At 59.4% G+C, this 13652-nt stretch carries 12 protein-coding genes and 1 other RNA gene; 7 read left to right on the forward strand and 6 right to left on the reverse strand.

The features are described from left to right. Window positions 1-26: 26 nt before the first annotated feature. A complete protein-coding gene (locus ACQ4N7_RS18435) occupies window positions 27-497 on the reverse strand; it encodes a response regulator (protein ID WP_430712956.1) in 471 nt (156 codons plus the stop codon). A gap of 444 nt (window positions 498-941) precedes the next feature. Here ACQ4N7_RS18435 and ACQ4N7_RS18440 point away from each other — a divergent pair, with 444 nt between their 5' ends. Both ACQ4N7_RS18440 and ACQ4N7_RS18445 read left to right on the forward strand, forming a co-directional pair. Then, window positions 942-2276 carry an AAA-like domain-containing protein gene (locus tag ACQ4N7_RS18440; protein WP_430712957.1) on the forward strand — a complete coding sequence of 445 codons (1335 nt, stop codon included), beginning with the start codon at window positions 942-944 and terminating at the stop codon, window positions 2274-2276. Then, window positions 2276-5830: an AAA-like domain-containing protein gene (locus ACQ4N7_RS18445; RefSeq protein ID WP_430712958.1), complete on the forward strand. Its 3555-nt coding sequence runs from the start codon at window positions 2276-2278 to the stop codon at window positions 5828-5830. Before ACQ4N7_RS18440 ends, ACQ4N7_RS18445 begins: the two co-directional genes overlap by 1 nt. Before the next feature lie 71 nt (window positions 5831-5901). Here ACQ4N7_RS18445 and psaK read toward each other — a convergent pair whose 3' ends face one another. Further along, window positions 5902-6177 (reverse strand): photosystem I reaction center subunit PsaK, encoded by a 276-nt coding sequence (gene psaK / locus ACQ4N7_RS18450; RefSeq protein WP_430712959.1) that lies wholly within the window; start codon window positions 6175-6177, stop codon window positions 5902-5904. 143 nt (window positions 6178-6320) lie between these two features. On the opposite strand from psaK, the gene ACQ4N7_RS18455 reads away from it, so the two are divergent. From ACQ4N7_RS18455 to thiD, 4 genes are all read left to right on the forward strand, one after another. After that, window positions 6321-6746 carry a hypothetical protein gene (locus ACQ4N7_RS18455; RefSeq protein ID WP_430712960.1) on the forward strand — a complete coding sequence of 142 codons (426 nt, stop codon included), beginning with the start codon at window positions 6321-6323 and terminating at the stop codon, window positions 6744-6746. A gap of 113 nt (window positions 6747-6859) precedes the next feature. Beyond that, entirely contained in the window at window positions 6860-7708 is an 849-nt protein-coding gene (locus ACQ4N7_RS18460) for a cell division protein FtsQ/DivIB (RefSeq protein WP_430712961.1), read from the forward strand. A gap of 482 nt (window positions 7709-8190) precedes the next feature. Next, window positions 8191-9324 carry a cell division protein FtsZ gene (gene ftsZ, locus ACQ4N7_RS18465; protein ID WP_194057550.1) on the forward strand — a complete coding sequence of 378 codons (1134 nt, stop codon included), beginning with the start codon at window positions 8191-8193 and terminating at the stop codon, window positions 9322-9324. Window positions 9325-9326: 2 nt separating this feature from the next. Further along, window positions 9327-10148 (forward strand): bifunctional hydroxymethylpyrimidine kinase/phosphomethylpyrimidine kinase, encoded by an 822-nt coding sequence (gene thiD / locus ACQ4N7_RS18470; protein WP_430712962.1) that lies wholly within the window; start codon window positions 9327-9329, stop codon window positions 10146-10148. Between the two features lie 149 nt (window positions 10149-10297). Here thiD and ACQ4N7_RS18475 read toward each other — a convergent pair whose 3' ends face one another. The 3 genes from ACQ4N7_RS18475 to ffs form a co-directional block, all read right to left on the reverse strand. After that, window positions 10298-10828, reverse strand: a complete 531-nt coding sequence (locus ACQ4N7_RS18475) for a hypothetical protein (protein ID WP_430712963.1) — start codon at window positions 10826-10828, stop codon at window positions 10298-10300. Window positions 10829-10832: 4 nt separating this feature from the next. Then, complete coding sequence (locus ACQ4N7_RS18480; protein WP_430712964.1) at window positions 10833-11207, reverse strand: phasin family protein; 375 nt, start codon at window positions 11205-11207, stop codon at window positions 10833-10835. Between the two features lie 150 nt (window positions 11208-11357). Continuing rightward, an RNA gene (gene ffs, locus ACQ4N7_RS18485) (signal recognition particle sRNA small type) lies at window positions 11358-11454 on the reverse strand. A gap of 24 nt (window positions 11455-11478) precedes the next feature. On the opposite strand from ffs, the gene ACQ4N7_RS18490 reads away from it, so the two are divergent. Continuing rightward, window positions 11479-12093, forward strand: coding sequence for an HD domain-containing protein (locus ACQ4N7_RS18490; RefSeq protein WP_430712965.1), 615 nt, complete (start codon window positions 11479-11481; stop codon window positions 12091-12093). A gap of 53 nt (window positions 12094-12146) precedes the next feature. On the opposite strand, the gene ACQ4N7_RS18495 is transcribed toward ACQ4N7_RS18490, so the two are convergent. Further along, window positions 12147-13283, reverse strand: coding sequence for a HetZ-related protein 2 (locus tag ACQ4N7_RS18495; protein WP_430712966.1), 1137 nt, complete (start codon window positions 13281-13283; stop codon window positions 12147-12149). Window positions 13284-13652 lie beyond the last annotated feature (369 nt).

Below are 13652 nucleotides of genomic sequence, written 5' to 3' on the forward strand. Positions count from 1 at the left end.
CATCAGCACGCTGAACGGCCCCAGCTCTACCTGGCTCGGCTGGGTGCCCAGTTCAGCAGTTGAGCAATCTGATCGCCCAAAACAACGGGGTCAAAGGGCTTGGCAATTACCCCCGCTACGCCCATCTGCTCAAAGCGAGCGTAGTCTCGGGCCATGACCTGAGACGTCAACAGCACAATGGGAATGTGGCTGGTTCTGGGGTGAAATTGAAAGGCCGGCACCAGGGCTATGCCTGTGAGCCGCACCACAGAAATTTCTAGCAGAATAGCATCCCACTGAGGGCTGGTGGCGAGATCGACGGTGCTAGGGTCACAGCAGGTGGTGACCTGCCAGCCCTTAAACTCGTCTAGGGCAGCTTGTACCAACACACAAATATCGGGTTCGTTATCAATTAGCAGCAGCTGGCGAGTGGCACCCCGACACTGGGAGACTTGGCGATAGGTGAGGTTAGGGTCTACCGACGTTAGCGATGGGTCTATGACGTGAGAATTGGCCATACGGTTTGCTTGCGTTTAGCCCTGAGGCCATAGCGATGCCGAAATTTATGCATGAATCGAATGAGAACTTTGACATTTGAACTGGGATTTAGCGGTTTATTTTAATGGCTCAAACCCGATCGCAGAAGCCTGTTAACGCGCTAACCATCCGTGAATAGCTGAGTAATCATTCTGAGACAGCCTTAACATAATTTAAGAAGAATTTGGTGTCTACTCAAGATCGCAAGATATTTCAGCAAGATAAAACTGATAACCCTGAGGTTTATAATCTGAGTTGCTTGTGGTCGTTTATAAGCTTGGGTCGGTCTTGTAATCAGGTCTTGCTTTGAGTAATTTTGAGAGCGAATGGAGGGACGAATAGCACCGCAGTTTACCTTTAGAGCCGATGCCATTCTCCCCTCGTTATTTCTCACGCTAGGCGCAAATATGATGTCTGCATAACAAATGACCCAAGTCATGAACTCAAGCGATCGCCGCAAGCGGGGCGTTGTGCTGAGCTCTCAGGGTTCGCAACGACTGCGAGCCGCTGAGCAGCAGCTGTCGGCTCAGCACAATAGCGGTAACCCCTACACCCTTGACCAGCTCTGCGCCATTACCGGGCTGAGTGCCAATACCCTAGTTAAGGCCAGACGGCGGCAAAAGCCCGTCGACCTCACCACCCTAGATACCTACTTTGCGGCGTTCAACCTCGTGCTAACCGCCGATGACTACCTGCTCCCCGAAGATACCCAGCGGGCTGAACCCTCCCTGTCGACGCAGCGAGGCCCTCTCAACGGCCCACTGCCGCTCGACTCGCCGTTCTACGTTTGCCGACCGGGGGTTGAGTCGAGCGGCACCCAAGAAATTTTGACGGCTGGAGCGATGGTGCGCCTCAAGGCTCCGTGCCAGTTTGGCAAAACCTCATTCATCAATCTCATGCTGGGCCATGCCCAGGACTATGGTCTGCGGCTGGCGGTGGTTAGCCTGCAGGCGATCGATCGCCGCTGTCTGGGCGATCTTGACCTAACCCTGCGCTGGTTTTGTGCGGTGGTAGCCCGCGCCCTGGGGCTACCAAACCAGCTTGACCAGCGGTGGGACGGGCTGTTTGGCGGCATCTACAGCTGCACCGACTACTTTGAAACCTATCTGCTGCCGGCCTCAGATCAGCCCCTGCTGCTCGTCATCGACGACCTGGACGAGTTGTTTCCTTACGATGATGTGGCCACTGACTTTCTCGGTATGCTGCGGGCCTGGTACGAGCAGGGCCGCTACGGAACTGAGCAAAATCTCTGGCCAAAGCTGCGGCTGGCGATCGCCCACTCGACCGAAGCCTGGATGCCCCTCAACATTCACCAGTCGCCCTTCAACGTTGGGTTTGCGGTTGAGCTGCCCCCCTTTAGCCTCGACCAGGTGCAGGAACTGGCCCTGCGCTACGGCCTAGACCCAGACGACGGCGATCTGCTGCAGCTGCTCGACCTGGTCGGCGGGCACCCGTACCTGACCCAGCTCACTCTGTTCTACCTGGCCCAGCAGCAGCCTCTAGCCGCGATCGTTGAGCAGGCGATCGCCTACGACGGCATCTACAGCAGCCACCTGCGGCACCAGCTAGAGGTGCTCGAAGCCGACCCTGAACTCAGTGAAGCGATGGCTCAGGTGGCTGCCAGTTCCAAGGGAATAAAGCTGCCGCCCCAGGTGTCTTTTCGTTTGCAGGGGCTGGGGCTGGTACGCTTTAGGCAACAGCTTTCGGTGGCCAGCTGCGAGCTGTATCGCCAGTATTTTGCCACCCTGCTGGAGAACTAGTGCTCACCCAGCCGCTCAAGTCGCCCTATCAGGTGGGGGGTAGCCTGCCGCCTACCGCGCCCACCTACGTGCAGCGGCGCGCCGACGCCATGCTCCAGCAGCTGCTGCTAGAGGGCCAGTTTTGCTACGTGTTCAACGCGCGGCAGATGGGCAAGTCGAGTCTGCGGGTGCACACTATGGCGGCCCTGAACCAGCTGGGGGTGCACAGCGTGGCCATTGACCTCACCGCGATTGGCAGTCAGCAAATCACGATTGGCCAGTGGTACGCCGCGATCGCCGCCTCTCTGGTCCGCGGGCTATCCCTGCCGATCGCCCTGGGTCAGTGGTGGCGCAGCCGGGCTCACCTTCCCTCTGTTGCCCGCCTGGCCGAACTCATCGAGCAGGTGGTACTGCCCAGCCTGGCGGCACCTCTGGTTATTTTTATTGATGAGATCGACAGCATTTTGGGGCTGGCCTTTCCAACCGACGACTTTTTTGCCCTCATTCGCACCTGCTACAACCGCCGCGCCGACAACCCGGCCTATCAGCGGCTGACCTTTGCCCTGTTTGGGGTCGCCACCCCTAGTGCCCTAGTTGCCGACAAGACCTGCACGCCCTTCAATATTGGCCAGGCCATTGCGCTAGAAGGCTTTACCCTGGCGGAAGCGCAGCCTCTGGTCACCGCTCTCAAGCCCTGGTTCAGCGATCCCCAATCGGTTTTAGAGCGAGTGCTGTACTGGACCGGGGGCCAACCCTTCCTCACTCAGAAACTTTGCCATCTAGCGGTTAACGCAGCCGCTAGCCAGGCCAACCAGGCTGTCGCCGCTTGGGTTGACGCTCTGGTGCAGCATCACATCATCGACGATTGGGAACTCCACGACGAGCCTGAGCACCTCAAAACTATCCGCGATCGCCTCTGGCACCAGCCCCACCGCCTGGGGCAGCGGCTGGGGCTCTACCAGCAGGTGCTGGAGCAGGGGGCGGTTGCAAGTGATAATTCGCTCGACCTATCTGAACTACTGCTGCTGGGCCTGGTCGAGCGTCGGGGTGGCTACCTGCAGGTCAAAAACCCTATCTATCGGGCCGTGTTTAGCCCGACCTGGGTGCGGCAGCAGCTGAACGACCTGCGGCCCTACGCCGCTCCCCTCAATGCCTGGGTGGCCTCGGGCTACGCCGACGAGTCGCGACTGCTGCGGGGTCAGGCCCTGCAAGAAACTCTAGCCTGGGCTGAGCATCAGCGGCTGAGCCCCCTCGACTATCGGTTTTTGGCCGCCAGTCAGGCCCTCGATCAGCGCGAGGCCCTGGCCCGAGTAGAAGTCGATCGCCTGGTCGAGGTTGAGGCCCGACTGGCGGCAGAACACCAGCGTCGTTTAGAGCAGCAGCGGCACCTAGACCGCCAGCGCCTGCTGCTAGGGGCGGCGACAATTGCCCTGGTAGCGGCTACTGGCTTAGGGTTTGTGGCCCGTCGTCAGTACCGTCAGGCGACCCAAAACGAAGCTGCCGCCATTGTGCGCAGCGCCGAGGCGCTGCACTCCTCCCAACAGTCGTTTGAGGCGCTGCTGGAGACGATTCGAGGCCAGCAGCGCCTGCGGCAGCTGCCGGGACGCAGCCCCGCCCTGCAGACTCAGGCTGACGCGATTTTAGAGCGCATTGTGCTGAGCATTCACCAAAAAAATCGCCTTACGGGGCATCGGGCGGCGGTACTGGCCGCTAGTTTCAACCCCAATCCAGACTACGCCGGGCAAATAGCTACCGCTGGAGTCGATGCCACCATTAACCTGTGGCAATCTGACGGTACGTTGATCAAAACTTTGACCGGCCACCAGGCCGCTATTCGTACCCTCGCCTACACCCCCGACGGCCGCTACCTGGCCTCAGCGGGCGACGATGGTACGATTCGCCTGTGGACGGCGACAGGCGAGCTCAAGCGCACGATTGAAACCTCCATTCGCGGCATTTGGAGTATGGCCATTAGCCCCGACGGCGCGGCGCTGCTGGTGGGGGGAAGCGGCAACCAGGTCAAAGTATTTAGCCTTTCTGAGGGGCTGTCAGGCAAAAACATCGGTCAGTTTCAGCATCCCGGCGAGGTGACTGGCATTCGCGCTGTGGCCTACAGCCCCAGGGGAGACGCGATCGCCATTGGGGGCAACGACAACACGATTTCGCTATGGCGGCCCAGTGGCCAGTACCTGCGCACTCTGAAGGGCCACAGCGCCCCTGTACACACCCTGGCCTTTAGCCCGACGGGCGATCGCCTGCTCAGCGGCAGTCTCGATAAAACCATCGGGCTGTGGACTGTGGAGGGCACCCTGCTCAAAACCCTGGTGCACCACAAGGCTCCGGTTAAGGAGGTGGCCTTTAGCCCGAGCGGGCAGGAGTTTGTCTCCGCTAGCTGGGATAAAACCCTGGCCCTGTGGAGCGCCAGTGGCACTCTACTGACAACCCTAGAGGGCCACAGCGCTGCCGTTTGGGGGGTCGCCTACAGCCCTGATGGGGCAACCATCGCCTCCGCTGGGGCCGACAATCAGGTGCTGCTGTGGCAGCCGCACAGTCCCTTTTATCAAAAGCTGCAGGGGTTGAGCAGCCTCGCCCTGGGAGCGGTGTTTAGTCCCGATGGGCAAACCCTCGCCACGGCGGGCAGCAACCAGTATCTCACCTTGATCTCCACAGCCAGCGCCACCGTGAAAAGCTTTGCGGCCCACCAGGCGGGCATTACTCGCCTGGCGCTGCACCCCACTCAACCCTGGCTGATCTCTGCCAGCGAAGACACTACCCTCAAACTTTGGGACTTTGAGGGCAACCTGAAGCAGATCATCGGCGGTCACGACGCCGCGCTGCTGGGCGTCGCCTGGCACCCCAGCGGTCAAGAACTGGTGGCCAGTACCGTGACGGGGCAGCTCTACCGATGGGCCGCCAACGGCAGCGCGATCGCCCGCTGGTCGGGGGCCTCAGCCCCCATTTGGGACGTGGCCTACAGCCCCGATGGCGCTCAGTTTGCCACGGCCAGTAATGACGGCAAACTGCGGCTGTGGAGCCGTGAGGGCGATCTGCTGCACACCCTGGAGCACGGGTCGGCGGTGTGGCGGGTGGCCTACAGCCCTGACAGCCGCTGGATTGCTACCGGCAGCGGCGACAATACCGCTCGACTGTGGCGACCCGACGGCACCCTGGTGGCCACGCTTCCGGGCCATCAGGCGGCGGTGTGGGGAGTAGCCTTTAGCCCCCACGGAAGTCTGCTCGTCACCGCCAGCATTGACGAAACGGTCAAACTCTGGAGCCTCGACTGTCTCTCGGGGCAGTGGTGCCCCCCTAATGCGAATTCCCAGCCGATCGCTTTGGTCAATACGCTTAAACAGCACAACTCTGGGGTGCGCAGCGTAGCGTTTAATCGCGAGGGCACCGTGCTGGCTTCGGTCGGAGACGACGAAACCGTGGTGTTCTGGAATACAGAGCCGATCTTAACCCTGGATCCCCTCGCCTACGGCTGCGCCTGGGTGAGCGATTATCTGCGGACGAATAGCGGCATTGCAGAGCGCGATCGCCGCCTCTGCCAGGGGCTTAAACCCGAGCTTTAAACGCTACAAGGGGGCCGATAGCTCAGCTACCGGCCCCCTCACGCTGACTATTGTGACGCTTGCGATCAACTCTAGAGCACGCCCAGATTGGCCAGGCCCAAAATGGCCCCAGCTCCGAGCAAATGACCAAAACTGGTGGTGCCGAGCAGCGCAGGCAGCCCCATGCCGCCAAAAAATTCAGGGGAGGGCAGCGACGGCTTCGCATCGGGAATCTGAATGGTGAATCGGCCAATGGCGATCGCCAAAAGGTTGCAGACAATCATCACAGCAGCCACCTTGGGGCTCCAAGCAGCCGTGTGGGGAACTGTGGCTAAAAGGGGTAGAAATGCCAATGTACCAGCCTCCATAAAATGCAGTGGGTCGGCAAGTCACTTGCCTAGGCCTACTTTTTCACGACGCCAGGAAATTCTGTCGGCTGCCGTTGCAAGACTTTACAATTAGTAGAGCAAGGCCTGAGTTGGCCTTAAATCACAAGGTAAAGCGACCTGCTATGGAACGAGGACTTCTCTGGCTGCCCCTGCTGGCGGTATTTATCGGTCTGGCCTGGGCCGGCTGGCACGAGTACCAAAAGGTGCAGGCCTACGAAGCCTGGGCCGCACAGTTCGATCGCAGCAAATACGACATCAAAGCCATGCTGGGGCAGCGGGGCGATGATTTGACCTGGGGCCGCCCTACTCGTCAAGGGCCCATCGACCTCACCACGCTGTCGCTCCAGGCCATTGCCGACCTGCGGCTAGAGATCAACGGTCAGCCCGTGGTCGACGAGACCCAACCTGCCAAAGGAAAGGTGGAGCTAGCCCTGGCTACAGCCAGCGGTGAAACCTACCGAATTCCCTTCACCGACAGCGATTTAGCGCTGCGCTGGGAAAAAGCGTTGCATCAATCGCTGCAGGCGCTAAAATCGGCATCAGCCTAAAGGCGGTCGGGGTTAGCGAGGGCAAAATACGCGAGTATAAGCCGCTTCTTGCCCCTGATCCCGCGTTTTGTGGCAGCTCCGATCGCCGGGCTATACCGAGCCCTCCCCATGCCATGACCCGCGTTTCTCCCCTCTCCCGCGACGAACTCAAGCGCCGCCGCCAGAGCCTCAGGCGACGGCGGCGCATTTCTATTAGCCAGGCGCTGTGGCGATTTTGGGCCCTCTCGGGGCTGACTGCCGCCATTTTTTGGGGTGCTACCCGCCCGGTGTGGCTGATCCACAATCCGGCTCAGATCAACGTCAGCGGCAACCACCTGCTCAGCGATGAGGCAGTCCAAAACCTGGTGCCGCTTCAGTATCCCCAGGCCCTGATGAAGGTGGAGCCAGAGCTATTGGCCCGCCAGCTGCGCGATCGCGGCCCTATTGTTGCAGCCGAAGTCACCCGACAGCTGCTGCCGCCCCGCCTCAATGTTCGGGTCGAAGAGCGCGTGCCGGTGGCCGTGGTGCTACCCGTCGGTAAGAGCGATCGCACCGCCGACAATCAGTACCTCCAGGCCGGGTTTCTCGATGCCCACGGAGCCTGGATGCCCCTGTCTAGCTTCGGCATTGGCAGCGCCTCGCCGCAGTTGCCCACCCTCCAGCTGCGCGGTATTCAGCCCCAGTATCAGCGCTACTGGCCCCAAATTTACGAAACCATCGTCAACAGCCCGGTCGCCATTACCGAGATCGACTGGCACGACCCCAACAACCTGGTGCTTGAGACCGCCCTTGGCACGGTCTACCTCGGCCCTTACAGCCCAGAGCTAGAGCAACAGCTGGCCACCCTCGATCGCATGCGCAATTTGCCCAACCAGCTCACCGACACCGAAGTCGCCCGCATTGACCTCAGCAACCCCGAAGCGCCCTCAATAGCGGTAGTCGATACCGATGCCCCATCGGCAGCACCTACCCCCCGTCCCTAGGCTGACACGAATGTTGGCCCCAAGGGATCAGCCCTAAGCCGTGGCGTTGCGTCAGCAAAGATTTTTTTGCTCAAAATTGACTCAATATATTTGGGCAGGAGCGTTTATTTTTTGGGTTTCAGTGGTTAAATCAGGTAGTTTAAGACTTGCCAAGGCGATTTGGTTTTTTCCATCGAAGTACTCTATAGTTGTCTAGAATCAGCCGGGGCTTAGATTTTCAGGACTTAGGTGCTATCTTCGGTTATCTAGTACGGGTAATTAATATACTGTCTACGACCTTAACTTCTATGCTCCCCGACGACCCCCACGGCAATGGTGCTGGCCACAGCGGCGCTGACTACGAGGCTTATTCGTCTCACCAGGCAGAATCTGTCTCCTCCGATCCGCGCTCGTCGGCTGATGCTGTGACCGCTTTCGCTAGCCCGTCTAACCCGTTTAGCCACGGCGAGCTTAACTCCAGTCAACCCCACAATGCCAGAGCTATGCCCGGAGAAACGTACACCAACAACACGGCTTTGCCCAGTAGCGTCGCCCGCATTAAGGTGATTGGGGTCGGCGGCGGCGGCTGCAATGCCGTCAACCGCATGATTAGTAGCGGCCTCGCCGGAATTGAGTTTTGGTCGGTCAACACCGACGCCCAGGCCCTCGATACCACCACCATGACCAACAGCCTGCACATTGGTCAGAAGCTGACCCGTGGGCTAGGGGCAGGGGGCAACCCGGCCATTGGTCAAAAAGCCGCCGAAGAATCGCGCGAAGAAATTGCCGCTGCCCTAGAAGAGTCTGACCTGGTGTTTATTACCGCCGGTATGGGTGGTGGCACAGGCACGGGCGCTGCCCCCATTGTGGCCGAAGTCGCCAAGGAAGCGGGAGCGCTGACCGTTGGGGTCGTGACTCGCCCCTTTACCTTTGAAGGGCGTCGCCGCATGAATCAGGCCGACGAAGGCATCGCTGCGCTTCAGGGCCGAGTCGATACGCTAATCATCATTCCTAACGACAAGCTGCTGTCGGTGATTTCTGAGCAGACTCCGGTGCAGGAGGCTTTTCGCACCGCCGACGATATTCTGCGCCAGGGGGTGCAGGGTATCTCTGACATCATTACGATCCCCGGCCTGGTCAACGTAGACTTTGCCGATGTGCGGGCCATTATGGCCGACGCGGGTACGGCGCTAATGGGTATTGGCACAGGGTCGGGCAAGTCGCGGGCGCGGGAAGCAGCGATCGCGGCAATTTCCTCGCCGCTGCTAGAGTCTTCCATCGACGGGGCTTCTGGGGCCGTGTTTAACGTCACGGGCGGTTCCGACCTCACCCTGCACGAAGTCAACGCCGCTGCCGAGATCATCTACGAAGGCGTTGACCCCAACGCCAATATTATCTTTGGGGCTGTTATCGACGAGCGCATGCAGGGTGAAGTATGCATCACCGTAATTGCCACCGGCTTTAACCACCGCGCCGGAGCCCAGCCCGAGCTAGAGGTGGCCCGCGTTACCCCCTTTAAGCGCACGCTGTCGGCTCCACCGATTACACCCCCGGCCAGCAGCGGCTCCAGCGGTCTTGGGGCAGGGCTAGATATCCCCGAGTTTTTGCAGCGGCGACGGCCTAACAACAACCGCTAGTGATGACCATGCCGCCTCCCTGGCCTGCGGCCCTCACCATCGCTGGTTCTGACAGCGGTGGTGGAGCCGGCATTCAGGCTGATTTACGCACGTTTGCCTTTCACCTGGTCCACGGCACCAGCGCCCTTACCTGCGTTACCGCCCAGAACACCCTGGGAGTAACGCGGGTTGATGCGCTGCCGTCCGAGGCCGTGGTCGCCCAAATCGAGGCCGTGACTAGCGACATTGCGGTACAGGCGGTCAAAACCGGCATGCTGCTCAACCAGACCATCATTCAAGCCGTAGTGCAGGCTCTCGACTCGCTGCCCCAAGGCATTCCTGTAGTTGTCGATCCGGTTATGGTGTCGCGCACCGGAGCCCAGCTAATTGACGATGACGCGATCGCTACTCTGACCCGCCGTCTGATTCCCCAGGCCCACATTCTCACGCCCAATCGCCATGAGGCGCAGTTGCTCAGCGGCCTAGAAATTTCCACGCTGGCGGATATGGAAGCCGCCGCCCGCCACATTCACCAGCTTGGTCCCCAGGCGGTGCTGGTTAAAGGCGGCGGGATGGCCGATCGCCTGCGCAGCACCGACGTCTGGTTTGACGGGCACGAGGTAGTAGTTCTGGCCACAGAGGTGGTCGATACCACCCACACCCACGGTACGGGCTGTACGCTGTCGGCTGCGATCGCAGCCAACCTGGCTTTGGGCCAAGCCCCCCTGACCGCCGTTAAAGAGGCCAAAGACTACGTCACCAGCGCCCTCAAGCACGCCCTGGCGATTGGCCAGGGCCAAGGCCCCGTCGGCCACTTCTTCCCGCTGCTGACCGACCACCCGTAGGGTGCATAACGCTAAGGCGAGGCTGCGCCAACGCGCAGCAATGCACTTCAGAGCATCGGTTGCATAACTCTCTTTTCAGACCACCCAGAACGTCCTGACGGTACTGGCGACGGCTGCGCAACCGATGGCACCATTACGGGATCGGTAGCTTACAGGGTCGGGGGCTGGGGCCAGACCGAGTCCCAATCGGGGCAGTGGCGTTCTTCTTCAGGGCCAAAGGGGTGCATGGCGCACACCAGGGTATTGCCGCCGTAGGTCTGACCGCAGAAGTTGCGGCAGCCCACGCAGGCTGGATAGTTTTGCAGCAGCGGCTCCACGGTGCTGTTGATGGGGCTCGAGACTTCCTCAAACCACTGATCAATGCCCGATAGGCCCGTCACCAACGGCCCCAAAATTTCGTCGAGCTGATCGACGACACCATCGACCTGCGTATTGAGCGTCGATCGCCAGGGCGCTACCGCGTGGTTGAGTTCATCCACAATCCGATCGATCTCAGGATCAATCACCTCTTGGACCTGCTCTGCCCACTGATCAGTCGTCTCTAGGAGAACGTCTGAGGCATGGATCAGCTGCTCAGTGAGTTCATCCAGCCAGCGCTCGGTGTCTTCACTCAGCTGCTGGGTAAAATCTTGTACGGCGGTGCCAAAGGCATTAAAAAACTGCTTCGACCAGTCATCCATAGGGCTAGTTACTCGACTTACGCTTGAGGTTTTCTAGTTCTTGGCGCAGAGCCGCCACCTGGTTGCGCAGCGCCTCAGTTTGGGTATCGACAGGGCTAGGCGTGTCGTCATCTAAAATTTCAATGGGTCGCGGCTGCGGCAGATTGTCTGTCGCGCTAGCGCTGCTAGCGGTCGTATTCTGAGCCCGGTTGACCATGTCATTCACGAGGCGCTGAGCCTCCTCGGCGGTAATCTCACCGCGGGCTACCAACTCATTCACCAGGGTTTGCGATTGCTCTCGCAAGTCTTTGAGGGTATCGCCTGCCTTCTCGCCAGCGTAGGAAGCTACCCCAACCCCTAAATAAAACGCTTTTTTAACGACGTCTCCGAAACCAGCCATAGCCAGCGGTCTCCTTTTCGCGCTGCAACTGATCTAGCGTAACGGCAGCAGAGACCAGGTGCCCAGGGGCAATGCCGCCCCTATCATGGGTGAAACCCGTCGCTATCCCCCTACTAACCTGGGGGGAAGGCGTCAAGCGGCCAAAACGCAAAAGACCCGGAGTCCACGCCTGTCACAAGCATCCCGTAATGCTGCTACCTTCCGGTCCTGACATGATTTGGGCGTTGTGACCGCATGGGTCCGAGTCCTCTCTACTATAACACTCCCCTCCATGACCAACCAACGGCTTCAGCAACAAATCGCCTTTGTCGTCGAGATCGATCGCCTCAAGCAGGTTCTGCGCCAAACCCAGCTGATGGATGCCTCGCGCCGCGAAAATAGCGCCGAGCACTCCTGGCATCTGGCCATGATGGTGCTGGTGCTAGCTGAATACGCCCCGCCAGGAGTAGATGTGCAGCGCGCCATTCACCAGGTGCTCATCCACGATCTGGTCGAAATTGATGCAGGCGATACGTTTTGTTACGACATCGCTGGCCACTCCGACAAAGCCGATCGCGAGCAGCGGGCCGCCGATCGCATTTTTGGGCTGCTGCCCACCGTCGCAAGCGATGGGCAGAGCGAGTCGGATGGCGATCGCCTGCGCCAGCTCTGGGACGAGTTTGAGGCCCAGGCTACCCCCACCGCCCGCTTTGCCGCCGCCCTCGACCGCATTCAGCCCCTGCTGCACAACTGGCAGACCAGCGGCGGCACCTGGAAGCAGCACGGCATTTGCCGCGCTCAGGTCATGCAGCGCATGGCCCCAGTTGAAACGGGTGCCCCAGATCTGTGGCCCTTTGTACTGGAGGTGATTGAAGACTGCGTGATGGCCGGCTATTTGCAGCCCTGAAATAGGGTTGATTCCATCTACGAGCACAGGTTGGGGATGCGCGCGCCCAGCTGCTATCCCTCCCCCTGGGTGCGGAGATCCTGGGCCCGCAGGTAAAGCTGCACCCACTGGGCCTGAATTTGCCTATTCTTGAGCCCCAGGCGACGGGCCAGGGCCTCAGTGGGTTGACCTTCTTTGTAAGTCGTTAAAATTGCCTGCTCTTCGGGAGAAAGGCCCTGCCAGTAGTGATCCCACTGGGAGTGAGTGAGGCCAAAGTTGTGCTCTTGCAGCGAGGTCTTGAGCCAGCCCAGCACCATTGCGGGCTGCTCGCGCAGGGCAAAGATACGGACCGCGTGGTAGCTGACTTTTTCGCGCAGGCGATAGACCTGCTGCACCGGCATACCCAGGCTTTGAGCAATCTGGTCTTGGCTCAGCCCTTTTAGGTGTAGCTCTAGCCAGTGGGCGGCTGTGTCATCAAGGTTGCGGCTGAGGTAGTTGACAAACGAGGTCTTCACCTGGTGCCGCATGCTCTGCTGCTCTAGCTCGGTTTGCTCTTCCTGGTACTGGTTCCAGGCTTCTACATCGAGTAGGCTAAGGGAGTCTTCGCTGTCACCGGCGGCAATCTCATCAGAGACCAGGCGAATCAGTTCGCCGGTTGGCACCTGGGTCATGCCGCCCTTCTGACTGCGCCGCAGGTAGTTGACAAAGCGATAGATAATCAGGGGCTGGTTGCGAATGGGGCGCAGGCAGTATTCTTCGATGCTGGCCAGCATCAGCAGGTTGCGCAGGCGTGAGTTTTGGGTGCAGGTGGCGATCCACTTGAGCTGCTGGGCCAAGTGGCGATCGCTGCGCATCATCTCCTGAATCACCTCCTGAATCACGTCGACCACCGAACGACGGCGATCGCGGCTGAGCGAGATCCAGGTTTTAATCTTGTTGCGAATTAGAAATAGACTGCTCAGCCGTTTGATCAACCGCTGATAGCCCTGATCGGGGCTGACCCCCCAGTAGCGCTGCTGCAAAATACGATAGCGGTACTCAATTGCCTGCCGTGCGATCGCCAGGTCGGCCTCCGCCAGGTCGGCCAGTCGCTCCGGAGACTCGCCCAACAGCCAACTGACAATACTTTGGCAGACAGACTGAGGCTGATCAGGAAAATCTTCTCGTAAGCGGGATAACCAATCCTCCGCCATAGTGTCTGCCCCGGCCATGAAATCAATCCTTTTCGCGTGTTCTAGGTCGGCTGTAGGCCTATCTTAGTATCTGTTCCCTTCAGACTCACGAAACAGGGCTGTTTTTAGCTTAGGTACTCTACCGAAAGTATCATCCATTAAAAATTTTACACAAAATTTACGATCGCTACTCTTATAGAAAGTTTCTGCGAAGGGGCACTCACCGCAGCCCGGTTTACTCTAGTTGGGCTGATAGTGATCACATACCGCCGTGTGTACTTATACCTGAAGTTATTGTGACAATCATCACACTACGTCCCTTAGCAGTTCCAGTACTATTCATCAAGGGTTAGTCCTACTCGGTACCTGTGTAAAAAAAAGCACAGAGCTGCTTAATTTATTGAGGTA

The organism is Nodosilinea sp. AN01ver1, from assembly GCF_050565655.1.
Lineage (GTDB): Bacteria > Cyanobacteriota > Cyanobacteriia > Phormidesmidales > Phormidesmidaceae > Nodosilinea.

Bases quoted from the DNA above. Each gene is read 5' to 3' on its own strand.
- ACQ4N7_RS18455 (WP_430712960.1), top strand. From the start codon at position 6,321: ATGGAACGAGGACTTCTCTGGCTGCCCCTGCTGGCGGTATTTATCGGT.
- ftsZ (WP_194057550.1), top strand. From the start codon at position 8,191: ATGCCCGGAGAAACGTACACCAACAACACGGCTTTGCCCAGTAGCGTC.
- ACQ4N7_RS18495 (WP_430712966.1), bottom strand. From the start codon at position 13,283: ATGGCCGGGGCAGACACTATGGCGGAGGATTGGTTATCCCGCTTACGA.
- ACQ4N7_RS18435 (WP_430712956.1), bottom strand. From the start codon at position 497: ATGGCCAATTCTCACGTCATAGACCCATCGCTAACGTCGGTAGACCCT.
- ACQ4N7_RS18440 (WP_430712957.1), top strand. From the start codon at position 942: ATGACCCAAGTCATGAACTCAAGCGATCGCCGCAAGCGGGGCGTTGTG.
- psaK (WP_430712959.1), bottom strand. From the start codon at position 6,177: ATGGAGGCTGGTACATTGGCATTTCTACCCCTTTTAGCCACAGTTCCC.
- thiD (WP_430712962.1), top strand. From the start codon at position 9,327: ATGACCATGCCGCCTCCCTGGCCTGCGGCCCTCACCATCGCTGGTTCT.
- ACQ4N7_RS18490 (WP_430712965.1), top strand. From the start codon at position 11,479: ATGACCAACCAACGGCTTCAGCAACAAATCGCCTTTGTCGTCGAGATC.
- ACQ4N7_RS18480 (WP_430712964.1), bottom strand. From the start codon at position 11,207: ATGGCTGGTTTCGGAGACGTCGTTAAAAAAGCGTTTTATTTAGGGGTT.
- ACQ4N7_RS18475 (WP_430712963.1), bottom strand. From the start codon at position 10,828: ATGGATGACTGGTCGAAGCAGTTTTTTAATGCCTTTGGCACCGCCGTA.
- ACQ4N7_RS18460 (WP_430712961.1), top strand. From the start codon at position 6,860: ATGACCCGCGTTTCTCCCCTCTCCCGCGACGAACTCAAGCGCCGCCGC.